The sequence below is a fragment of the Myxacorys sp. genome (genome assembly GCF_059501405.1).
The window spans coordinates 1-22,165 of the sequence record NZ_JCACCM010000066.1; the positions used below are offsets into that span (position 1 = coordinate 1).

The 22,165-nt window shown below is 48.5% G+C and carries 16 protein-coding genes and 1 pseudogene; 10 read left to right on the plus strand and 7 right to left on the minus strand.

Annotated elements, in window-relative coordinates; all coding sequences use genetic code 11:
• Window positions 1–415 precede the first annotated feature (415 nt).
• On the plus strand, window positions 416–748 hold the full coding sequence (locus AC5I6P_RS06520) for a hypothetical protein (protein ID WP_495692938.1): 333 nt from the start codon (window positions 416–418) through the stop codon (window positions 746–748).
• 167 nt (window positions 749–915) lie between these two features.
• Here the strand turns inward: AC5I6P_RS06520 and AC5I6P_RS06525 are convergent, their stop codons facing one another.
• A complete protein-coding gene (locus AC5I6P_RS06525) occupies window positions 916–2,094 on the minus strand; it encodes an FAD-dependent monooxygenase (protein WP_495692939.1) in 1,179 nt (392 codons plus the stop codon).
• Window positions 2,095–2,611: 517 nt separating this feature from the next.
• Window positions 2,612–2,758 carry a hypothetical protein gene (locus tag AC5I6P_RS06530; protein ID WP_495692940.1) on the minus strand — a complete coding sequence of 49 codons (147 nt, stop codon included), beginning with the start codon at window positions 2,756–2,758 and terminating at the stop codon, window positions 2,612–2,614.
• Between AC5I6P_RS06530 and acnB the strand changes: the two genes are divergently transcribed.
• The 5 genes and pseudogenes from acnB to AC5I6P_RS06555 form a co-directional block, all read left to right on the plus strand.
• The gene (gene acnB / locus AC5I6P_RS06535) at window positions 2,757–5,348 is read left to right on the plus strand and encodes a bifunctional aconitate hydratase 2/2-methylisocitrate dehydratase (protein WP_495692941.1); all 2,592 of its coding nucleotides are present in this window, start codon (window positions 2,757–2,759) and stop codon (window positions 5,346–5,348) included. The two genes, AC5I6P_RS06530 and acnB, sit on opposite strands and share 2 nt — an antisense overlap.
• A 213-nt stretch (window positions 5,349–5,561) precedes the next feature.
• On the plus strand, window positions 5,562–5,873 hold the full coding sequence (locus tag AC5I6P_RS06540; RefSeq protein ID WP_495692942.1) for a hypothetical protein: 312 nt from the start codon (window positions 5,562–5,564) through the stop codon (window positions 5,871–5,873).
• Between the two features lie 667 nt (window positions 5,874–6,540).
• Complete coding sequence (locus AC5I6P_RS06545) at window positions 6,541–7,149, plus strand: hypothetical protein (protein WP_495692943.1); 609 nt, start codon at window positions 6,541–6,543, stop codon at window positions 7,147–7,149.
• Window positions 7,150–7,272: 123 nt separating this feature from the next.
• Window positions 7,273–7,746, plus strand: a complete 474-nt coding sequence (locus AC5I6P_RS06550) for a type II toxin-antitoxin system VapC family toxin (RefSeq protein WP_495692944.1) — start codon at window positions 7,273–7,275, stop codon at window positions 7,744–7,746.
• 263 nt (window positions 7,747–8,009) lie between these two features.
• A pseudogene (locus AC5I6P_RS06555) lies at window positions 8,010–8,294 on the plus strand (DNA polymerase III delta subunit-related protein); the annotation flags it as partial.
• 11 nt (window positions 8,295–8,305) lie between these two features.
• Here the strand turns inward: AC5I6P_RS06555 and AC5I6P_RS06560 are convergent.
• The 4 genes from AC5I6P_RS06560 to AC5I6P_RS06575 all read right to left on the minus strand — a co-directional run bounded on the left by AC5I6P_RS06560 (window position 8,306) and on the right by AC5I6P_RS06575 (window position 10,394).
• Window positions 8,306–8,512, minus strand: a complete 207-nt coding sequence (locus tag AC5I6P_RS06560) for a LytTR family transcriptional regulator DNA-binding domain-containing protein (protein ID WP_495692971.1) — start codon at window positions 8,510–8,512, stop codon at window positions 8,306–8,308.
• Window positions 8,461–9,075 (minus strand): CAP domain-containing protein, encoded by a 615-nt coding sequence (locus AC5I6P_RS06565; RefSeq protein WP_495692945.1) that lies wholly within the window; start codon window positions 9,073–9,075, stop codon window positions 8,461–8,463. The genes AC5I6P_RS06560 and AC5I6P_RS06565 overlap by 52 nt, the downstream gene beginning before the upstream one ends.
• A gap of 118 nt (window positions 9,076–9,193) precedes the next feature.
• A complete protein-coding gene (locus AC5I6P_RS06570) occupies window positions 9,194–9,724 on the minus strand; it encodes a cysteine hydrolase family protein (RefSeq protein WP_495692946.1) in 531 nt (176 codons plus the stop codon).
• A gap of 493 nt (window positions 9,725–10,217) precedes the next feature.
• The gene (locus AC5I6P_RS06575) at window positions 10,218–10,394 is read right to left on the minus strand and encodes a hypothetical protein (protein ID WP_495692947.1); all 177 of its coding nucleotides are present in this window, start codon (window positions 10,392–10,394) and stop codon (window positions 10,218–10,220) included.
• A gap of 27 nt (window positions 10,395–10,421) precedes the next feature.
• On the opposite strand from AC5I6P_RS06575, the gene AC5I6P_RS06580 reads away from it, so the two are divergent.
• From AC5I6P_RS06580 to AC5I6P_RS06595, 4 genes are all read left to right on the plus strand, one after another.
• Window positions 10,422–11,627 (plus strand): glutathione S-transferase family protein, encoded by a 1,206-nt coding sequence (locus AC5I6P_RS06580; protein ID WP_495692948.1) that lies wholly within the window; start codon window positions 10,422–10,424, stop codon window positions 11,625–11,627.
• A gap of 374 nt (window positions 11,628–12,001) precedes the next feature.
• A complete protein-coding gene (locus AC5I6P_RS06585) occupies window positions 12,002–16,735 on the plus strand; it encodes an ATP-binding protein (RefSeq protein ID WP_495692949.1) in 4,734 nt (1,577 codons plus the stop codon).
• Between the two features lie 505 nt (window positions 16,736–17,240).
• Window positions 17,241–18,422 carry an FIST signal transduction protein gene (locus AC5I6P_RS06590; RefSeq protein WP_495692950.1) on the plus strand — a complete coding sequence of 394 codons (1,182 nt, stop codon included), beginning with the start codon at window positions 17,241–17,243 and terminating at the stop codon, window positions 18,420–18,422.
• 6 nt (window positions 18,423–18,428) lie between these two features.
• On the plus strand, window positions 18,429–19,949 hold the full coding sequence (locus tag AC5I6P_RS06595; RefSeq protein ID WP_495692951.1) for a sensor histidine kinase: 1,521 nt from the start codon (window positions 18,429–18,431) through the stop codon (window positions 19,947–19,949).
• Between the two features lie 284 nt (window positions 19,950–20,233).
• Here the strand turns inward: AC5I6P_RS06595 and AC5I6P_RS06600 are convergent, their stop codons facing one another.
• Window positions 20,234–21,619: an aldehyde dehydrogenase gene (locus AC5I6P_RS06600; protein WP_495692952.1), complete on the minus strand. Its 1,386-nt coding sequence runs from the start codon at window positions 21,617–21,619 to the stop codon at window positions 20,234–20,236.
• Window positions 21,620–22,165 lie beyond the last annotated feature (546 nt).

Sequence of the window (22,165 nt, forward strand, 5' to 3'; positions counted from 1 at the left end):
TTTCGAGATGTGCCGATTCCATGCTAATTCATCTTCTCATTCAGCAACGCCCATTGTTTTACCATCAATCTTGTTTCTTCTGCCTAGCAGGATTGGTTCTTTTCTCGGTAGTGCCTTTTAGGAAAGGGCAGAGGAAATATGCAGGCTTGAGGCTGCACCGATCGACCTACGTTGCTAATTGTAGTGGTGGGTAAAGTTCCAGATTGAATGAACGCTTTTCTCCACACATGACAAAATTCTAAGTTTCAAGCAGGATTGCTCAGCAACTCCCATTTGATTAATTCGGCAATTTTGATTAATTCGGCAATTTTGATTAATTCGGCAATTTTGAGCAAAATGGGCCAATTTGGCAACTGGTCTTACAAAAAAGATGCTTGGATGTTAGTTATAACTTGCATCTGTGAGATTCATTCTTATGCTGATCAATGATTTGAGTTACTTAGAAAGTATTTCAGAACCCAATACAGTTTCGGGTGGAATCCTTGTAGGTGTAACAGCCGATGCATTGGCTACAGGCGATCCAACCTTGGCCCTAACTGATACAACTACTACAATTCGTGAGTTAGGGAATGGCGGTTTTATGGGAAAGGGACGTGGTAAGGCTGTTGCGATCGGCGACGACCCTCTTGCTTTCGTTAATGTATTTGGTGATGGGGATAAGGTAATTACGCATACAAAAGTGAAATATTTCCCGAACAAAGACATGATGGTTGCAAAAGGTTTTATAAAGGTGATGGACCGACCTTAATTGAAGTGTCGCAATGGATGGGAAGCGGAGGTCGCGCATCAACCTCAACATTCTTATGCGCAACCTCCGCTTCCTAATTCGCTTCTAATCCGCTGTCAAGCTGACAAATTGGCCTCGATCTCTTTGCACAATTGAATCTTTGCACAATTGAATCTTGATGCGGCCCATCAGTTCTTCGACAGAACTGGTTTGTAGCTATATAGCCAGTTATCAAACTCTTCCTGACGCCATTGTGAGGGGTTTATCAGCTCCCGTAAAGCAGTTTCACTATCGGGTTGGTAAGCGCGATCGCCCTGATAAGCACTACGAGCATAAATTACCTCAGTACGAGGAATGCGTTGGGTTTCATAGGCGTCAAATGCAGCTTCAAGGGTGGAGCATTGAGACAGACAGTAAATCAGTTCACAGGCATCTTCAAATGCCATATTTGCACCTTGCCCAATGGAGGGGACAACGGGATGAGCCGCATCACCTAAAAGCGTAACTCGACCTTGACTCCAAGATTTCACAGGTGGGCGATCGAAAATCGGCCGTTCCATAATTAGGTGAGCTGGTGTATTGCCGATAATCGTGGGTACAGGTTCTGCCCAACCAGACACTATTTCTAAAACGCGCAGCTTGGTGGATTGGGGATCGAGAGAAAGGGAACCATCGTGCTCTAATGCCATTACACTCCAAAAGAGATACCCTTCTCCAGCATCTACCCACAAACAATTCTTCCCATCCGGTGCTGTGACGATGGTGACTTCATCCGGTGGCAGTAGCTTAGAGGGATAGGGCACGACTGCTCGCCAAGAGAGCCGCCCCCTGTACCGAGGTGAGCCATCCCGGAGCAACGTTTGTCTGACCATAGAATTGATGCCATCTGCACCAATGAGCAGATCTGCCTCAATAGACTTCTGGTTCCTGAAGTGGACAACCACTGCTGTATCAGATTGCTTGAATCCAGTACAGCAATGATTCAGATGGATGATATCAGTGGGTAAAACCTGGGCCAAAATCTCTTGCAGCCGTGACCAGCGGATATTCAGCATGGGTTGCCCAAATTGTTGAGCTAATCGAACCGGTTGAGACAGGATCAGTTCTCCTGTGCTTTTCTTCAGATGAGCAATCCGGGTGTGGCTACCTGCCTGTTTTAGAGTCTCAACCATTTCTGGATGGATAGCCGCAAGGCTATTTAACCCATTGGGAGAGAGCGTTAACCCGGCACCGACTGGACGCAGGGCTTGTGCTCGTTCATAGACTTGCACCTCAAATCCCTGCTGCACTAGCGCGATCGCGGTTGATAGACCTCCCACTCCCGCCCCAACAACCGCAATTTTTGACGATGCTTGTAAAGCGCCCATTGTTAGAATCTCCAACTATTAAGGCTTAACTACCAAGGCTTAACTACAGATACGTTTCGAGATACGTTTCGGGATGCCTCGGCATGATTCAACTGATCAGCTGAGAGTTAGATCTGTGCTACCAAAGTATCCAGATAAAGTATCCAGAGCGGTTTGTGTTGTTGCAATGATCTATCTAAATTAAGTGAATTGGCAGCATAGGTAAATTCTGACACAAGCCTTGCTCGTCATGCCTTTAGCTTAATGAAACGTGCATGCCACCCTCTAGTGACAGAGCGATCGCTTACGATAGAACTAGTAGTGTTGACAAATTAGAAGTTTATTGACGATTACAGATTCAGGCAGCCTAGTTCTTCAAGACGGATTACTTCGAGGTCCATCATTTGCGCGAAACTGGATACGAACAAATTGAAAGAAGTGAGACTCTGCCCAATGTGGATCTTGATCTATTAGAACGGTGGGCGGTTGCTTCGCAGTTGCGCACAGCGCTAAACGCAGATATCCGCTTAACGCCGCTCTAGAATTTCGGCAGAAAATTCAAACTGTCTAAGATGCCAACATACTGAGATGTCAACATAAATTGACCATATAGTTGAAACTGCCCTGCTTGAAGCCGCACAATCTTTAGAATGCCAATTGAACCTACAAGTAAGAACTCCATCATGCTTGAATCCTACCGTCAACACGCTGCCGAACGTTCTGCTCTGGGCATTCCTCCTTTGCCTTTGAGCGCTCAACAAACCTCTGACTTATGCGAACTCCTGAAGCATCCGCCAGCGGGTGAAGGAGAGTTTTTGCTCAGCTTACTGCGCGATCGCATTCCGCCCGGAGTCGATCAAGCGGCCTACGTCAAAGCAGGATTTTTGAGCGCCGTTGCCAAAGGTGAAGTGAGCAGCCCGCTCGTCTCGCGCCAAGAGGCCGTTCAACTGCTCGGTACGATGATGGGCGGCTACAACGTGCATTCGTTGATCGAACTGCTGAAAGATTCGGATGCAGACATTGCAGCAACGGCGGCGGCTGCCCTTAGCAAAACCCTGTTAGTCTATGACGCCTTTCATGATGTTGAAGAACTAGCCAGCAGCGGTAATGCCTTTGCCAAGCAAGTGATGGATTCTTGGGCAAATGCAGAGTGGTTTACTCACCGTCCTCAACTGCCAGAGGCGATTACGGTAACGGTGTTTAAAGTGCCAGGAGAAACGAACACCGATGATCTGTCTCCCGCAACTCAAGCAACTACCCGCCCTGACATTCCGCTGCATGCCTTGGCCATGCTAGAAACCCGTCAGCCAGGATCGCTAGACACGATCGCAGAGCTGAAGCAAAAAGGGCATCCGGTTGCCTATGCGGGCGATGTGGTGGGAACTGGATCGTCTCGCAAGTCTGCCATTAACTCGGTGCTGTGGCACGTGGGCGATGATATTCCGTTTGTGCCCAATAAGCGATCGGGCGGCTATATTTTGGGCGGCAAAATCGCGCCGATTTTCTTTAACACTGCCGAAGATTCGGGAGCATTGCCGATCGAATGTGATGTGACGCAACTGCATACTGGCGACGTCATCACGATCTATCCCTACAAAGGTGAGATCACAAACGAAGCGGGCGAGGTCGTTTCAACGTTTACGCTGAAGCCGGACACCATCTTGAATGAAGTGCAAGCCGGTGGACGGATTCCGCTGTTGATTGGTCGCACCTTGACTGACAAAACTCGCATCGCGTTAGGGCTTGCGCCGAGCGAGTTGTTTGTTCGTCCTCAACTGCCCCAAGACACGGGTAAAGGGTTCACCCTGGCTCAAAAAATGGTTGGCAAAGCTTGTGGTCTTCCGGGTGTGCGTCCTGGAACCTCGTGCGAACCTGTCATGACCACCGTAGGATCTCAAGATACGACAGGGCCGATGACCCGCGATGAGCTAAAAGAGTTAGCGTGTCTTGGATTCAGCGCTGATCTGGTGATGCAGAGCTTCTGTCATACCGCTGCCTACCCCAAACCTGTTGACATTAAAACGCATCACGATTTACCCGATTTTATTAATTCTCGGGGTGGTGTCTCGCTGCGTCCCGGCGATGGCATCATTCACTCGTGGCTGAACCGGATGCTGCTGCCGGATACGGTTGGAACCGGAGGCGACTCGCACACTCGGTTCCCACTTGGAATTTCGTTTCCTGCCGGATCTGGTTTGGTCGCATTTGCGGCGGCGCTAGGAGCCATGCCGTTAGATATGCCTGAATCGGTTTTGGTGCGCTTTAAGGGCAAGTTGCAACCGGGCGTGACCCTGCGCGACATTGTGAATGCAATTCCCTATGTTGCAATGCAGAACGGGAAGCTAAACGTGGCCAAGGAAAACAAGAAAAACGTTTATTCTGGCAAAATTATTGAGATGGAAGGACTGCCTGATCTCAAGCTGGAGCAGGCGTTTGAGCTAACGGATGCGACCGCAGAACGTTCTGCTGCTGGATGTACGATCGCGCTTAGCGTTGACACGGTTTCGGAATACCTGCGATCGAACGTGGCTTTGCTCAAAAACATGGTGGCGCGTGGGTATGGCGATGCGCGCACGATTCTACGCCGCGTTCGCAAAATGGAAGACTGGTTAGCCAATCCTCACCTGCTGCAAGCGGATCCCGATGCAGAGTATGCAGACATCATCGAAGTGGACTTGGATCAAATCACAGAACCGCTCGTCGCGGCTCCAAACGATCCGGACAACATTAAACTGATGTCCGAATGTGCAGGCGATTCGATTGAGGAAGTCTTCATTGGCTCGTGCATGACGAACATTGGGCATTACCGAGCGGCTGCCAAGATTCTCGAAGGGGCAGGCACGGTGAAGGTGCGGCTGTGGGTTGCACCGCCAACTCGGATGGATGAACAACAGCTTCGAGAAGAAGGCGTGTATGGGGTCTTTGCGGCGGCTGGAGCGAGAACCGAGATGCCGGGATGTTCGCTCTGTATGGGCAACCAAGCCCGCGTTGCCGACGGTTCGACGGTGTTCTCCACTTCGACGCGCAACTTCAACAACCGCTTAGGCAATGGCGCTCAAGTGTATCTTGGCTCTGCGGAACTAGCGGCGGTCTGCGCGCTCTTGGGCAAGATGCCTACGGTTGAGGAATACATGAACATTGTGAAGCACAAGATCGATCCGTTCGCGGCAGATCTCTACCGCTATCTCAACTTCAATCAAATTACCGGATTTGAAGATGAAGGTCGCGTGCTCTCGAAAGATGAGGAGGAGAAGTTAGCCGTCAGTGCCGGTTAAGGAGTGTGAATTAGATAAAACTGCACATGGCTCGGACTACGTTTGAGCCTTCTGCCTTCCTCACAAAGTGAGTCGCAGACCGTTTCTGATGCCCTTCTCCCGTAGGAGAAGGGCATCAGAAACGGAGGAGTGATAAGATGCATCCTCAGCCTCCTCCACTGCTCATATCAGCTTGGTGGGTTCGCTGTTTAAGGTTGTTGAGCGCAACTTTAGATGGCGGTTGATGGCGAGACCAATGGGTTGTCGGGGTTGCTTCCTGAGCATGAGAGAGTCATCTTAGTCGGAAAACACAGCGGGATTGATAGCGAGAGTCGATCCTTTGTTCAGAACAGATTGGTTTATGGCGATCGCTCGTTAGTCGGGAATGCCAAGGCGCAAGTCGATGTAGCCGAAGCATTCCTTAGGAATGCCAAGGCGCAAGTCGATGTAGCCGAAGCGTTCCTTAGGAATGCCAAGGCGCAAGTCGATGTAGCCATACCGCAAGTCGATGTAGCCGAAGCGTTCCTTAGGAATGCCAAAGCGTAAGTTGATGTAGACATACCGTAAGTCGATGTAATCGAAGCGTTCCTTAGGAATGCCAAAGCGCAAGTCGATGTAATCGAAACATTCCTAAGGAATGCGATCGCGCAAGTTAATTACGCTATGACAGTCTCCGCATACAAAGTTTTGGGTTAAGTGCGATCGTGTTAACTATGCGATCGCGCAGGTTGGGGCAGCTTTCCAACAATAAATAAGCCAACATCTGAGAATAAAGGAACTCAACATCAAATCTCGCTTAGAGATTAATACTAGAGTTTTGCAGAAGGGACAAGAGTGCTCTTCATCTTCGAGGATATTATGTGGACAGCTCGCTATATTACCTACTGTATAAGGGTGCTAAACAGATCTTCGTCTGTCTAGCATCCTTTTGGGGAGATATACAGACGATCAATCCAGCTAACGTCCTAATTCGGAGTGTTATGCAGATGTGGGTCTGTCTAAGATTCCAATTCAGAGGAGATGGACAGAAGGAGGCAGTCTAGATCCGTCTAAATACAAGTTAGACCGCTTTATCCTTTGGTGAAGCGAAGTAGACGACAGGATTACTCGCAGGGTATAGTTATTTCTAATAACCACTCGCATTGTCAGAAGTCTAGATCATCAAGCCATGAAAAGAAACTATCCTTAAATAGCTATTACGGAAGCGTATAGTATGGCGTGGAAAAACTGGGGAGATCATCCTGTTGTTGTAGCTGTAGGTGTTCTTGCAGGATTAGCAGGATTCGCATCACTTGCGTATACCTTATTATCTAACTCTAGCATCCAACAAAAGACTGGAGGTAACAACAGTCCGAATATCAATGCTTCTAAGGGTGATGTTCGAGTCACCTTCGATAACTCTACAACTATACAAGCTCCTTCAAAGCCTCAGATTCCCAATTTCTCTGGAGAAATTGGGAATCTCCAACTTGGAAAAGATTTCACCGACTTCATTTCTAACCATGATGCTCAGATTGTTTACTTAGATGTCTATTTCGAGGCTTTTGCTGAGGGGCAAAAAGCGGTTAGCTATGAAGATGACTGGTTCATCCTGTACACCAGTTGTAGAGGGTTACCAGAAAATCAGCCACCAAATTATCTACATTGTTTCAGCGTAAGATTTGACGTACGGATTCCTGAAGGCGGAGAATCACTATATGGACATAGTCAAAGACTTCAATATTTGAGAGGTTACTGGTCAATTCGAGCTAACCGTGGATTGCATCAAGGACGACGTAGTGTAACTCTTACAGCAGTTGATACGAAAGATGTTAATAATTGAGTATTGCGGTCTAACATAGCCTTCGAGAAAGATGCGTGGTTGTATAGGTTAAAAAAAGGAACCGACATCTCAACGACAATCAATGGTGTGAGTTGAAATCAAGGAGCTTCCGAACGGTCGTGCATGAGTGAAACTGTCTACATCGAAACCAGCATCTTAGGCTACCTCACGGCTCGACCGAGCAGGAATCTTATCCTAGTTGCAAACACCGAAGTAACGCGAGAGTGGTGGGACATGCGCCGTGGTATCTTTAACCTCTACACATCCCAAGCCGTTCTAAAAGAAGTATCCCAAGGAGACGCTGAAATGGCATCTCGACGACTAGAGATCCTCCGTGATCTTCCGTTACTAGAACTGAACCAGTCCGTACTTGATTTAGCAGAACAATTCCTGGGACGCAGTAACCTTCCCTCAAAAGCTGATGTTGATGCTGTTCACATCGCAGCGGCGACCGTTCATGGAATGGATTACTTACTGACATGGAATTGCAAGCACATTGCCAATGCTCAGATTCAGGGAAAATTGGCAGAGATCAGTCTTGACTTCGGATACGAGTTACCGATTCTTTGTACACCCTATGAACTTCTTGAAGATTAGTTATGTTTCAGGATGAAATTGTAGAAGAGATTCACAGAATTCGTGAAGAGTACTCTCGGTCATTCAATCATGACTTGAAAGCAATCTTTGCTGATTTGCAAAAGCAGCAAGATGAAAGCGGAAGAGAGGTTGTAAGCTTATCGCGAAAACGCGGTTTAACAAAACGTTGGAGCGGACGAGCGAGAGATCTTGGTGAGGAGGAAAAGGACACGAGCCGTCGCTCAACTTAGCCGTTACGCCGCGTTCTTGTTCAATGTCGTTACAAAGCGTATGTGATTGATGAAGTCTACATGCTTTCCAATGCCGCATTCAATGCGTTGCTCAAAACATTAGAAGAACCGCTCGATCGCGTGGTCTTTATTCTTGCCACAACCGATCCTCAACGTGTTCTTCCAACCATCATTTCACGCTGTCAACGATTTGATTTTCGACGCATTCCACAGTCGAGGCGATCGCCTCCGATAACCCAGAACTCGACACAACCTGCAGACGGCCCGCGATCGGGGCCATTCAGTGGCGCTTACATAAAGACAGAGAAAAAAGCCTGATTCTGGGAGCCTCACCTGACAAGCCTCCTAAAAATCGTAATTATTCTCCATCCTTTAAGAAATAGGACTACCGTCATCCCCTGAAATTTGCTGCACAACCCGAGAATTTTGGCGAGTTGAGCAATAGACGATCGATGAATAGTCACGAAACTAGTTGCGTTATCACTTACTGCCGCAGAAAGAGTTGAGTAATGTAATACGTGTTGTTCTTCTTCCAGACACCAACTCCGGTTTCAGAAAAAACCGGACGTAGAATATTTTTCCGGTGTCCTGGGCTATTGAGCCACCCATCAACTGCCATTGGAGCAGGTTGAGCAATATTTGTTCCCTTAAACAAATTTTCACCTACAACGTAATAGGAAATGTGACCGGCACGAACTCGGTCTGCTAGCGTAGTGCCATCGAGACCAGTATGGCTGAAAAAATTCTGCTCTGCCATTTGCTGGCTATATCGTCGAGCAACCGCCGCAAGCTGAGCGTTGGTTTTTAACCCAGTCAACCCATCTTGTTGCCGCACTTGATTAATTTGTTGATGAATTGCTGTCTCGATCCGGGCTGCGGTAGCCGATTGTGCAGGGGTCGGAGGCGTTGACGATCGGGGCGAAGGACGCTCAATGCTCGGGAACTCAGGAAACCGTTCTCTGATCTGTTCGCATCCCGTTGTCACAAACAAAAGTGCGATACAACCGATGCCACCTAGCCAAACTGCTCGATGATATCGCGCCTTTCTCGGATTTTTTGCTAATTTGCGGTTATTGACCTTGAAGTCGCTATTTTGCATGGAAAGTCATGAATGCTGTTGCGATCAGCCTTGGTAGATATCTCTTCTTTGTCTAATCTAGCAATCGCACTCATGCATTAGCCTGGAGAAATTAAGAAATCACTTGGCAGAACCGACCCTAAGGTGCAGCCAGCATTCCATCGCCGACCCCCGCTTCTTTGAGCCGTTGGGCACCAATGTTTCGACTGAGGACCGCTAGCCCCGCTAAGTGAGCTTGTAAGCCTGCCGTACTCGCACAGCAATCGATTAAGACGACCGGCTCAATGCCCAGATCAAACAAATCCATGGCAATCTTCAACACGCACATATCGGTATCAATGCCAGCAACAGAAATTTGCTCAACCGATTGCTGACGCAGATAGTTCACTAACTGGTCGGGAAGACCGCAGATTCCTGTTTTGCAAAACACTAAATCAGGTTGAGCAAAAGGGTGTAACTCGGAAACTAATTGGGTATCGGGTTCGCGATCGCACCCATGCCATTGCAAGAACCGCGAGTACGGTCCTTCACAATCATTGATAAAGCGTGTAAATATCACAGCATCAAATTGATGAGATTGAAGGAGCCGCACGAGGCGCTGCGGAATGTGATGGGTGAAGTCGTTGATAAAGCCCATCTGCACATCCACAATTAGTAAGACATCCGGCATTGCAAGGAATTCCTGTCAGCGTTTTTCATTAATCCACACTGATTTTAGACTCGATCCTCATCACTTCCGAATCTATCGAGAGGCTTGAACTGCTGGCTTAAACAATTCGACATCGCAAAGTGACAGCGCCCTTAAAAGCAAGATAGAATGCTGGATTGCAGCGAGAGCGGTAAGAAGAATAGGGTGAAACAATTAGATTCACTCTAGTGACAGTAAAACGTTGTCTGCATTCTATCAGGTCTGTTTGCAATCTCAATTCTCCTAGACCCAATTCTTGGCTCCAAAGATATTGGTAAAACTGTTTTTCGCTTTAATAGATTAATGGCGTCCGCTCATAGACTGCGTCATCAATTTAGCTCAAGGAGCTGTAATTTTTTGAGCATCCCTTATAGGTTAGGATTAGCGATCGCTTCAACTGAGAACTTACAATGTAAGATTTTCTCTTTCAATGACATCAATTTGTTGGAACGACAACCATTTCTTCAACCGTTGATTAATTTTGACAGCCCAATGATCGATTTCCCTGATCGTCTTGAAGGCATCCATTACCCTTATCCACAACTCTTGCGCCAACGTCGCAAGCATCATTGCCTTGGCAAACGAGTTCTGTGAGGCTTCCTCGCCATGAAGCGATCGCCAAGCCGTTGTAAGCTAATAACTTTGAGACCATTCATTTGAGACCATTCAGGACACCCGCATGACCACTGCTCCCCTAAGCTGGACAGAACTACAAGCACTCACGAACTTTCAAGTCGATACCGTTCATGGACCCACGACAGCTCAAGCTCGGTTGCGTCTTTTTGGTCGCAGCGAATCGGATGTGCGGGTGACGCTATATCGTGACAACCATGCTTGGTGCCCCTACTGCCAGAAGGTCTGGCTATGGCTTGAGGAAAAACAAATTCCCTACCGCATTGAAAAAGTCACAATGTTTTGCTACGGGAAGAAAGAAAGCTGGTACAAACGCAAGGTGCCATCCGGCATGTTACCTGCGATCGAACTAGATGGACGCCTGATCACAGAAAGTGATGATATTCTAATCGCCCTGGAACAGGTCTTTGGCCCTTTAGGACAGGGCATGAAAGACTCTACAGTACTCCCGCTGCGGCAACTGGAGCGACTTTTATTTAGAGCTTGGTGTACCTGGCTTTGCTACCCAGTGATGTCGGCTCAGCAAGAGCAGCGCAACCGAGAGCAATTTGTAGCAGTTGTGGGCAAAGTCGAGGAAGCCCTAGCCCGTACCCCTGGTTCCTATTTTCTAGAGGAGTTTGGCACTGCTGATGTGATCTTCACACCCTATGTCGAACGCATGAACGCTAGCCTGTACTACTACAAGGGCTACTCGCTTCGAGAGGACAACCCCCACTTGGCGGCTTGGTTTGAGGCCATGGAAAGCCGTTCCACCTATTGCGGCACCCAGAGTGACTTCCACACCCATGCCCATGACTTACCGCCCCAGATGGGAGGCTGTTGGGAAAATGGCGAACCTCAAATGCTTGTGAATAAGCATCGAGTGGATAACGGGCCTTGGTTCGGGTTACCTGACGTTGCTTACCCAGAACCCCAACACTCCCGTGCGGAAGCCCTTCACCGCGTGATCAAGCACCGCGCCAATATTATTCGAGTCAACCCTGCCGATGACCAGATCGTTGATGAAGCCCTGCGGTGTGCCCTAACCTTCATGATGACTGGCGAAGCCTGTACACCACCAACCCACTCTGACTTTGCGCTGCGGTATTTGCGCGATCGCATCAATGTGCCTCGTGATATGTCGATTTATGCAGCTAAGCGGCTGAGGGAGGCTTTGGAGAAAACTGCTGCGCTAGCAGGTGATGAGCAAGGTCTTCCCATTCCAACCCAACATCGGCGGGATCAAGACCCGATTCACTTTGCTGCACATTAAGACAATTGCCTTTGCCATCGAAATTCGATCGGCGATCGCAGTGTTGCAACGTATGTTCTCCTCTCAGTGATGGCGCAGTTCCATTTTCCAACAAATCAACCCTGCCTCTGTATCATCTCCTCTAAATCCCGCTCCCCTTGGGGAAGCTACAGCTTAAGGTATAACGACAGTACGAGCGCATATTAAGTAGAATGACCTCAGGCCAAAAGTGCTGTTATCTGAACAAAAAAGGAGTAGACACAGCAAGCAAGGGGTGAAATTTGAGGCTTTCTCACTCTACCATTCACCTAATTTCTGCGCTCCAACCGTTAACCCCAACCGTTAACTAAAGACACGTTAACAGAGACAATTGTCAGTGTATTAGGAAGCAACGCATGAAGAACGAGTCCATTGCATCGAGTCAGGTCAATACTGCTCCTTTGAGCGATTCCTTCAGAGCTGTGCCTGACACTGATTACGAACTGGATCAACTCTTTCCGGGCGATAGCGAACTCGCCGTCCAAATGCGTGCTCTCGAGTGGTCACAAACGCCTCTCGGTCCTGTTTCAGTTTGGTCATCAAGCCTGAAGACAGCTGTAAGCATCTGCTTGAACTCGCGCTTTCCGATGGTGATTTGGTGGGGTAAAGAATTAGTGCTGCTCTACAACGATGCTTGGCGCGTGATTCCTGGTGATCGGCATCCCAAAGCACTCGGTTGTCCTGGTGAAATGATTTTCACCGAGAATTGGCATATTGTGGGACCACAGTTAAACGGTGTGCTAGAAACGGGCATCGCAACGTGGGCCAATGATTTACTCATTCCGGTCTTGCGCTCTGGCTATCTAGAAGAAGCGTATTATACGTATTCCTACAGCCCAATTTTTACAGAAACCGGAGCGGTCGGAGGCGTTTTTACAGCCGTTGCCGAGACAACGGAGCGGGTTCTGGGTGAGCGTCGGCTGGCCACCCTAAAAGACTTAGCAACCCAATCAAGCGATGCGAAAACGGTGGATGAAGTGTTTCAATTCACGCTTGAAACATTGTCGAACAATGCCTCGGATATTCCGTTTGCAGCCCTATACGAACTTGATGCCGACAAACCCCAAGCGATGTTACGGGGACAAACGCCGACAACCATTGGCACAATTTCCTTCCCCACGATCGTGGATTTTGCTTCGTCGGTTACAACAGATGGTTGGTCATTCTCATCGGTGCTGCAAACGCAACAACCTAAGTTGATCGAGAATCTCACGGCTCGATTTGGCCAAGTTCCAACGGGAGTATTATCGTTACCCATCGATCAAGCCTTTGTTCTACCCGTTCAAGCTTCTGGACAAGATAAGATCGTGGGGCTGCTGGTTGTCGGCATCAATCCGGCACGTGCCTTTGATGCCGATTATCGCGATTTTTTCAAGATGGTTGCTGGGCATATCGCCACTGTGGTGATCAATGCCCGTGCTTACGAAGCAGAGCGCAACCGGGCAGAAGCGCTGGCTGAGATCGATCGCGCTAAAACGGTCTTTTTCAGTAACGTCAGCCACGAGTTTCGGACTCCCCTCACCCTAATATTGTCGCCGATAGAGGATGCGCTGAGTGACCCTGACGATCCGCTATCGGCGAACCAGCAAGCGCGAATTGAAACCGTCCAACGCAACGGATTGCGGTTGTTAAAGCTGGTTAACACGCTGCTTGACTTTTCCCGCATTGAAGCCGGACGGGTTCAAGCTACTTATGAGCCAATCGATTTAGCCGCCTTTACTGCAGAATTGGCATCGGTATTTCGTGCTGCCATCGAACGAGCCGGGATGTGTCTGGTCGTAGATTGTCTACCTCTGCCTCAGTCAGTCTATGTCGATCGAGAAATGTGGGAGAAGATTGTGTTCAACTTGCTCTCCAATGCTTTTAAGTTCACCTTTGAAGGAGAAATTGCGATTAGATTGCAGTGGCAGAACGATCACGTTAAGTTAATGGTGCAAGACACCGGAATCGGCATTCCTGCCGCAGAGCTGCCCCATTTATTCGAGCGGTTTCATCGGGTGAAAGGAGCACAGGGACGCAGTTTCGAAGGATCGGGCATTGGACTTTCTTTGGTGCAAGAATTGGTCAAGCTGCATCAAGGCACGATCGACGTTACCAGTGTAGAGGGAGCAGGCACCTGTTTCACCCTCTCTATCCCAACGGGAACGGCTCATCTCCCTCAAGATCGAATTAGTACGACTCGCACGTTAGCGTCAACCGCGCTAGGCGGAAATGCCTATTTAGAAGAAGCTCTGCGGTGGCTTCCTGAAGAGGATTCTGAGTTCTCAGTCGGGCGGAGTTCTGCGGACTCGCTTCGCGATCGCGCCACTTCACCAGAAAATGCTAAGTTCAATGCTGAATCTTCAATTCAAAACTCAACCTCTTCCCCACCGGAACGCTACGCGAACAACACTCAAACCGCTCAAACGGCTCGGATTCTTTTAGCTGACGACAACGCAGACATGCGTCATTATGTCCGGCGGCTGTTAAGTCAGCGATATGAGGTCGAGGCGGTGCCGGATGGATCTGCCGCGCTCTCTGCTATTCGTCGGCAGATTCCAGATTTAGTCTTGACCGATGTGATGATGCCCAACCTCGATGGGTTTGGCTTGCTACAAGCCCTGCGAGCCGATCCACAAACGCGAGAAGTGCCAATTATCCTGCTCTCTGCTCGCGCGGGAGAAGAGGCTCGCATCGAAGGATTGGAAGCCGGAGCCGATGATTATCTGACTAAACCGTTTTCTGCCCGTGAACTGCTGGCACGGGTGGAGGGAACCTTGAAGCTGGCTCAACTCCGACGGGAAGCCACTCAGCAAGAGCAAATATTACGCCTGGAAGCAGAATCGGCACATCAGCAAGTTGAAACGATTTTGGCAAGCATTCGAGATGGCTTTTATGTGCTTGATCGCGACTGGCGGTTTACCTATGTCAACGATCGTCACTGCGAAATCGTTGACATGCCGCGAGAAGAAATTTTAGATCGAAATGTTTGGGAAATGTTTCCTGCTGCGGTTGACACTGATGTCTATCAGTATTTTTGTTGGGCAATGCGTGACCAAACCCCAATGCAGTTTGAAAACTTTTACGCTCCCTGGAAGCGTTGGTACGAACACCGAATTTACCCATCAGCTGATAGCCTAACGGTTTTTGTGGCCGACATTACCGATCGTAAACAGGCAGAGGAAGCGCGGGTGGCAGCTGAACAGCGGTATCACATTGTGGGTGAATTGATTCCGTTTGGGGTATGGGAAGCCGATGTGCAAGGCAATGCCACCTACTTGAGCCAAGTATTTCTCGATATGACGGGGCAAACGCTGGAGGAGCATCAGCAAACCTGGCAAACGCTTCTGCACCCCGACGACCGACAAGCAACCGTTGCAGCGTGGAACACCTGTGTGCAGACCGAGAGCTTGTGGGAGTTCGAGTTCCGCATCTGCGGAAAGGACAATCACTATCGCACCATTTTGTCCCGTGGTTTGCCCGTCCGAAACACAGCAGGCGAAGTGACATCTTACGTCGGTGCCAATTATGACATTACTGCGCGCAAGCAGGCAGAAGTTGCATTACGCGATCGCGAAAATATGCTGAGCGGTATCGTCGGCAGCATCACCGATGCGCTTCTCGTGCTTGACAAGGACTGGCGTTACATCTTCGCTAGCGAGGAATTTCTGCGCCGAGCCAAGCTGAATTTATCTGACTTGATTGGGAACAACGTTTGGGACCTCTTCCCGGATGCTGTCGGCAATGAAGCCTACAAGCAACTGCACCGCGCCATGGCTGAGCGCATCACCGTCGAATACGAAATTTTCTATGAGCCGTTCCAAAGCTGGTTCCTTGACAAGGCCTATCCTACCGCCGACGGTGGGTTGGCAATCTATTCACGGGACATCACGGATCGCAAACAAGCTGAACTTGAACGGGAACGCCTGCTTGGGGCAGAACAGCAAGCGCGGTCGGCAGCAGAAGCCGCACGGGAAGAAGCTCAAGCCGCCAACCGGATTAAGGATGAATTTTTAGCCGTCTTGTCTCATGAACTGAGATCGCCCCTCAACCCCATTCTGGGTTGGGCAAAACTACTCCGAAAGGGCAATCTGGACGCCATCAAAACGACCAAAGCCATCACGACGATCGAACGGAATGCCAAGCTGCAATCGGAACTGATTGAAGACCTGTTGGATGTTTCCCGGATTCTGCAAGGGAAACTAAGTCTGAATGTGGTTCCAATCCATTTAGCATCGACGATTCAAGCGGCAATCGAAACGGTGCGACTCGCGGCGGAAGCGAGATCCATTACGATAGAAGCAGACCTAGATTCTAAAGTAGGACCCATTTCAGGCGACTCAACCCGCCTACAGCAGATAGTATGGAATCTGCTTTCCAACGCCGTTAAGTTCACTCCCACAGGCGGTCGAGTTGAGGTGAGATTAGCAGAGGTAAATGATCAAGCTGAAATCACCATCAGCGACAACGGCAAAGGGATTCCGGCTAATTTCCTACCGTATGTGTTTGACTATTTCCGCCAAGAGGATGGTGCAACAACCCGTAAATTTGGCGGTTTGGGACTGGGCTTGGCGATCGTCCGACATCTGGTTGAGCTACACGGTGGCACGGTTCAAGTCGAGAGTCCAGGAGAAGGACTGGGAGCCACATTTACTGTCCAACTGCCGTTGATGCCCATTCCATCCACAGTCAATCCTGACCAGCCGTCCTCTAAATCGTCGTTTAACTTAGATGCAGTGCGAGTGTTGGTGATTGATGACGAACTAGATTCCCTTGAGTTTGTGGCGTTTGTGCTGGAGCAAGTCGGCGCGATCGTGACAACTGTCTCAACCGCATCTGAGGGATTTTGGGCATTAACACAATCTCAACCTGATGTTCTCCTGAGTGACATTGGAATGCCGGATATGGATGGCTATATGTTAATGCGGCAGATTAGAGCCTTGCCACCAGAACAAGGGGGGCAGGTCAAGGCGATCGCCCTGACGGCCTACGCTGGGGAGGTCAATGAAAAGCAAGCACGACAAGCAGGATTTCAGCAACATCTTTCTAAACCCGTTGAACCTGACTTGTTAGTTCAGGTGGTTATGACCGTGTTAGAGAAGCACGACTAAAGGCAACATTTTGTATTTCAGTGGAGTGAATCTAATTGTTTCACTCCATTTTTTCTGTTTATGTCGTTGTCATCTAGCCTCTCATTAGGCTTCCAACCCCGTTGTCGCCCCCCTGAGAGTGAGCACCTTCGTTTGATAGAACTGCGATCGCTCAATTTTGTGCCTGATCTAGCCCTAAAATTTTAGTCCAACTTTAGTCCAGTCCATCAAGTCTTAAAAAAAACCTGCTGAAACTTCCTATTATGAAAGCTTTTTAATGATTAGATGCTTTTTGAACTTCTGCGAGAACCGCAGAAGTTCCATGGCTACAGCTGTCTCTAGACAGGCAACTCGATCTGGTCATGCTATGCCCCAAAAGCAAGCCAGAGTTGAACTAACCTAGAGGACTGAACTTCTAGCATTGTTCTACAAGGCTTTCTGGGCAGCAATTGAGCTGCCCATCGCGTTATGTTGGCTCCAAAAAACCTTGGGCATCCTAAGCTTGAACTGTTTTGAGAAAGGGATAATGGGAACCCAAGCTGGTGTTGGAATCAGTCATCTTCGGAACGTCACCCACGCGGCCAAAGAAGCTGTTCAGAAAGCGCTGACCGATGCAAACATCGATCAACCCGATTTTGTTTTCCTCTTCGCTTCGCTGGGCTACGATCAGCAGAAACTGGTTCAAACTGTGCGCCAGGCAACCGGAAACTGTCCCTTAGCGGGCTGCTCTGGACAAGGCATCATTGTGCAAAACGAAGCTGATGAATCCAATTTCTCGATCGCCGTCATGGTCATCCGCTCGGACGAAATCCGCTTCACCAATCGGTACGCCATTGGCTTGAAAGAAAACGCGACCGAAGTTGGCAAGACGATCGCCAGCAAGTTGCACGCTGACCTGAGTGATGATACCCAAGCGATGTTCCTGTTCACCGATGGCATAACCGTGAACTTTGATCGCCTAAGAGAAGGTATCGAAACGGTGCTTTCCCGATCGCTGCTGATTCTAGGTGGAGCTGCAGGTAGTGATACTGAAATGCGCGAAACGTTTCAATACTGCGATGATCAAGTGTTGTCAGATGGTGTAGTGGCGACGCTAATCTCCGGAGACTGTAAGATTACCTGGGCGCTGAATCATGGCTGTCTTCCCATCGGTTATGAGCGTAAAATCACTCGTGCTGAAGGCAACCGAATTTATGAACTCGATCATCAGCCTGTGTTTGATGTTTTGAGGGAATATCTCACCGACGAAGAAATTGCGGCATGGGATCGGACGATCGTGGCATTTTGCTTTGGTCTGAAAGCCCCGACTGAAGCTCAAGCGCAAGATGAATTGGTAATTCGATATCTGCCAAGCAAAGATGAAGTGGCGGGATCGGTGACGCTGCAAACGGAAGTAAGCGAAGGCAGTAGCATCTGGATTACGCGCCGGGACGTAGAAAAAATTACTCAAGGCATCGATCTCATTGCCCAACAAGTGAAAGCCCAACTTCAGGATCAACCGGCAAAACTGATTTTCCAATTTGACTGCTATGGACGCGGAAAATCGGTGCTGGGTGAAATGCAAAAACTCCAGCTGGAACAGCGCTTGCAGCAGCAAGTCGGTGCGACGCTGCCCTGGATTGGTCTTTATACTCACGGGGAAATTGCACCGCTCCAGAATAAAAATAGCTTTCACAACTACACGCTTGTGCTTGCAGCCATCTACTAATTTGCTATGCCTGATTTAGCTTTGGAACAAGAAATTGCGGCTCTCCGAGCTGAAAATCAGCAACTTTCTGAACAAGTCAAACGCCTTGTTCGGGCAGAACGCTGCATGATTGAATCTCAAGAGAAACGCGATGCTCAAGTCGCAATCTACCGCCGACTGAATGAAATCAACAGGCAATTTAGTAAAACGTTTTCGATCGCAGAAATCTTTCAGCACACAATCCAATTCATTCTCTACGAATGCAACTTTGAGCGCTGTCTAGTGCTTCGCAGGCGCTCAAATCAGCAGTTCCATCTAGAACAGTGTGATGGATACTACGACGATGATTCTGCAATCTCATCGCTTGTCCTTGCGTGGCACCATCCAGCGCTCCAACCGCTTACGACTGGAGCAGAATTCTTAATGGGACGTCAGGAAACCAACAATCCTGCAACTCAGGACTTGAGCCAGCAGATTGAGATGGATGAATTTGTGGGATTCGCAATCGGAGAAGCGGCTCTACCTGAATTTTTGATTTTAATCGGCAACACTCGTGAACGAGCGAAATATCATCAACGTATCCAGCCGGATGACGATGCGCTCTTAGGCTTAATCAGTCTGCTGCGGAGTGTCCAATCTGCCTTGAGCCAATTTAATCTCTACACTCAAGTCCACGATCGCGCCGCCGCTCTCGAACACGCCTTACAAGAACTCCAGCAAGCCCAAACGCAATTGATTCAGAGCGAAAAGATGTCGAGCTTGGGTCAACTGGTTGCGGGTGTCGCGCATGAGATTAATAATCCGGTCAACTTTATCAATGGCAACCTAGAGTATGCCAGCAACTATACCAGCGATTTGATCGAGTTACTCAACCTGTATCAAACTTACTATTCTCTGCCGCATACAACCATCCAAGACAAAGCAGCAGACATTGATTTAGAGTTCTTAGTGGAAGATCTGCCCAAACTCTTAATGTCGATGCGGGTCGGAGTCGATCGCATTAAAGAAATTGTCGCATCTCTAAGAAGTTTCTCGCGGCTGGATGAAGCCGACTATAAAGCCGTTGATATTCATACTGGAATCGATAGTACCTTGATGATCTTGCAACATCGGCTCAAAGCAAATGCTGATCAGAAGGGAATTGAAATCATTAAAGATTATGGAAGCTTACCGCTGATTGAGTGTTATGCAGGACAACTTAACCAAGTGTTTATGAACCTTATAAGTAACGCAATTGACGCTCTAGAAGACCACTGCAACCAACACCCTGGTTCCGTTGCTCAAATCAAAATTAGTACCACAATCGATGATTCAAATTTAGTCAAAATCAGCATCATTGATAACGGCATTGGTATTCCAGAGTCGATTCAATGCCGACTATTCGATCCCTTCTTCACCACAAAGCCAGTCGGCAAAGGAACGGGCATGGGACTCTCAATTAGCCATCAAATTATTACAGAGCGTCACAAGGGCCGATTAGAGTGCATTTCCCAGCCGAATGTAGGAACAGAATTTAGAATCATAATTCCTTCACAAGTAGTTTACTAATGACTTCTGCTGCACAATCAAAGCATGATCAAAATTGATGATAGATCCCTTGAATCGCTGCATCCGCAGAAGTTTCGCCCTTTGAGCTACCCTCAGCAGTTTTTTTAAACTCAGTCTAGGCAAAGGTTCTCAGCCCATTCTCTACTTTATTCGTCGCCTGGATAACGCAGCGACAGTAAGGGACTTCATCTCAGTATCAACTGCTTTCGTCAGTCCAGTGCCATGAAGTGCTAACCTGTGTCGCTGGCGATCGTCCCATTAGCACAACGGATTAATGCTGAGGTTCAGGATTTAATTAGCTTTCTGAAAGAGTCAAGCTTCTTTGCGTAAGGTGCATACCGCCAATCTAGATCAATCCAAAAAGGTTTCTTCAACACACTTTTCTGATGAGAAAACGTCTCGAAGCTAGTTTTGCCGTGGTAGGCCCCAATGCCGCTGTTGCCCACGCCTCCGAACGGTAGCCCCCAGATAGCAACCTGCAAAAACACATCATTCAGACACACTCCCCCTGATGAAGTTGAGGAAAGAACCATATCTTGTAGGGCCTGATTGCGTGTGAATAGGTATAACGCTAAAGGTTTTGGGCGAGCATTGATCGCCGCGATCGCTTCTCTAATATCTCGGTACGTCAACACTGGCAAGAGAGGCCCAAAAATTTCTTCCTGCATCACTGGAGCATCCCAACTGACATTGTTGAGAATAGTCGGCGCAATATAGCGGGTTTCTCGCTCAGTTTGTCCACCCACTACAATTTCTTCGCCCTCCAAAAGATGGGTCAGACGGTCGAACTGACGATCGTTCACAATCCGTCCCAAATCAGGACTTTGAGCCGGATCATCGCCAAAGAATTCTTGGAGCGCCTGCTGCAGCGCGGTTAGTAATGCCGGTTTAATCTCCTCATGTACCAACAGATAATCGGGCGCAATACAGGTTTGTCCAGCATTCACATACTTGCCCCAGATGATGCGCTTAGCGGCGACCTCTAATTTGATGTCGGGATCGACAATGCAGGGGCTTTTACCTCCCAATTCTAGAGTGACGGGAGTGAGTTGTTTTGCAGCCGCCTCCATCACGACTTGACCCACACGGGCTCCTCCCGTAAAAAAGATGTGGTCAAACTTCTGTGCCAGCAGAGCCTGAGCCGTTTCAACGCCTCCTTCTAGAACCGCAATATATTTGGGGTCAAAGGTTTCCTTGACTAACTGAGCCACAACCTGTGAGGTGGCTGGGGCCAATTCTGAAGGTTTGAGAATGGCACAATTTCCGGCAGCGATCGCTCCCATCAAGGGAGAGATCAATAGCTGAAAAGGATAGTTCCAAGGCCCAATGATCAGCACGACTCCTAATGGATCAGGTTGCACCCATGCTGATCCAGGTTGCTGAGTTACTGGCAGCCCTACCCTACGAGGCTTGACCCAAGATTTGAGATGCTTGAGGATATAATTCAACTCCATCAAACACCCAACCTCAAAATAGCCTTCGTACTCAGGGCGTCCTAAGTCAGCTTTGGCAGCTTGGACAATGTTGGTCTGTCGCTCCAAAATTGCAGCCTTGAGTCGATTGAGTTGTTCCAGGCGAAATTCAATTGGCTTGGTAGCTCCAGTTGCTGAAAATGCCCGCTGTGCCTCAAGAATCTCGACCATTGAATCGGTAGTGGAAAGTGCTGTCATAGAAATACCTGTCTAATCTCTTAACGATCTTCAAGAAAGTCTTTAGGGCTTTCTTATTTCACTTTCATGGTTCATAGCCTAGTTGCGGTGGGCAATGGCTAGTGTTGCTCATCAACCGCCGCAGATCGCCTCTCGATTTCAATAAACAACTTCTCGACGGTCGGAGTGCACGAGCCGTGTTAGACCGATCGCTGTTCCTAATCGTAAACCCTTATTGAAGCAATGCAAGCAGTATACATAACCCTCTCACCAAACAAATTGCAATATGTAACGAGCCTAAAGATACAAGGTAGAAAATTTGTGCAGCGCGTGATTAAAAGGCGATCGCTCTCTATACTCTTATAGTTAATTTTATATAGTTAATTTTATAGTTAAATTCAAATTGCTTTAATGTCTATTCGTAGGTGTATCAAGTACCTGGCTATTGCTCTAATGCGTGGATTGTTGTTTGATGCTACAGACTGCTACAGGCAGAGGAACTCCAGCTCATCCCATTCATATCAGTTCTTTCGGTGAAGGACGTGCCACCATTCGCGCCGCTTTAAA

What these genes read in the sequence shown, in the direction of transcription:
- AC5I6P_RS06520 (WP_495692938.1), top strand. Translation starts at nt 416, where the DNA reads ATGCTGATCAATGATTTGAGTTACTTAGAAAGTATTTCAGAACCCAAT.
- AC5I6P_RS06525 (WP_495692939.1), bottom strand. Translation starts at nt 2,094, where the DNA reads ATGGGCGCTTTACAAGCATCGTCAAAAATTGCGGTTGTTGGGGCGGGA.
- acnB (WP_495692941.1), top strand. Translation starts at nt 2,757, where the DNA reads ATGCTTGAATCCTACCGTCAACACGCTGCCGAACGTTCTGCTCTGGGC.
- AC5I6P_RS06530 (WP_495692940.1), bottom strand. Translation starts at nt 2,758, where the DNA reads ATGATGGAGTTCTTACTTGTAGGTTCAATTGGCATTCTAAAGATTGTG.
- AC5I6P_RS06540 (WP_495692942.1), top strand. Translation starts at nt 5,562, where the DNA reads ATGGCGGTTGATGGCGAGACCAATGGGTTGTCGGGGTTGCTTCCTGAG.
- AC5I6P_RS06545 (WP_495692943.1), top strand. Translation starts at nt 6,541, where the DNA reads ATGGCGTGGAAAAACTGGGGAGATCATCCTGTTGTTGTAGCTGTAGGT.
- AC5I6P_RS06550 (WP_495692944.1), top strand. Translation starts at nt 7,273, where the DNA reads ATGAGTGAAACTGTCTACATCGAAACCAGCATCTTAGGCTACCTCACG.
- AC5I6P_RS06565 (WP_495692945.1), bottom strand. Translation starts at nt 9,075, where the DNA reads ATGCAAAATAGCGACTTCAAGGTCAATAACCGCAAATTAGCAAAAAAT.
- AC5I6P_RS06570 (WP_495692946.1), bottom strand. Translation starts at nt 9,724, where the DNA reads ATGCCGGATGTCTTACTAATTGTGGATGTGCAGATGGGCTTTATCAAC.
- AC5I6P_RS06575 (WP_495692947.1), bottom strand. Translation starts at nt 10,394, where the DNA reads ATGGTCTCAAAGTTATTAGCTTACAACGGCTTGGCGATCGCTTCATGG.
- AC5I6P_RS06580 (WP_495692948.1), top strand. Translation starts at nt 10,422, where the DNA reads ATGACCACTGCTCCCCTAAGCTGGACAGAACTACAAGCACTCACGAAC.
- AC5I6P_RS06585 (WP_495692949.1), top strand. Translation starts at nt 12,002, where the DNA reads ATGAAGAACGAGTCCATTGCATCGAGTCAGGTCAATACTGCTCCTTTG.
- AC5I6P_RS06590 (WP_495692950.1), top strand. Translation starts at nt 17,241, where the DNA reads ATGGGAACCCAAGCTGGTGTTGGAATCAGTCATCTTCGGAACGTCACC.
- AC5I6P_RS06595 (WP_495692951.1), top strand. Translation starts at nt 18,429, where the DNA reads ATGCCTGATTTAGCTTTGGAACAAGAAATTGCGGCTCTCCGAGCTGAA.
- AC5I6P_RS06600 (WP_495692952.1), bottom strand. Translation starts at nt 21,619, where the DNA reads ATGACAGCACTTTCCACTACCGATTCAATGGTCGAGATTCTTGAGGCA.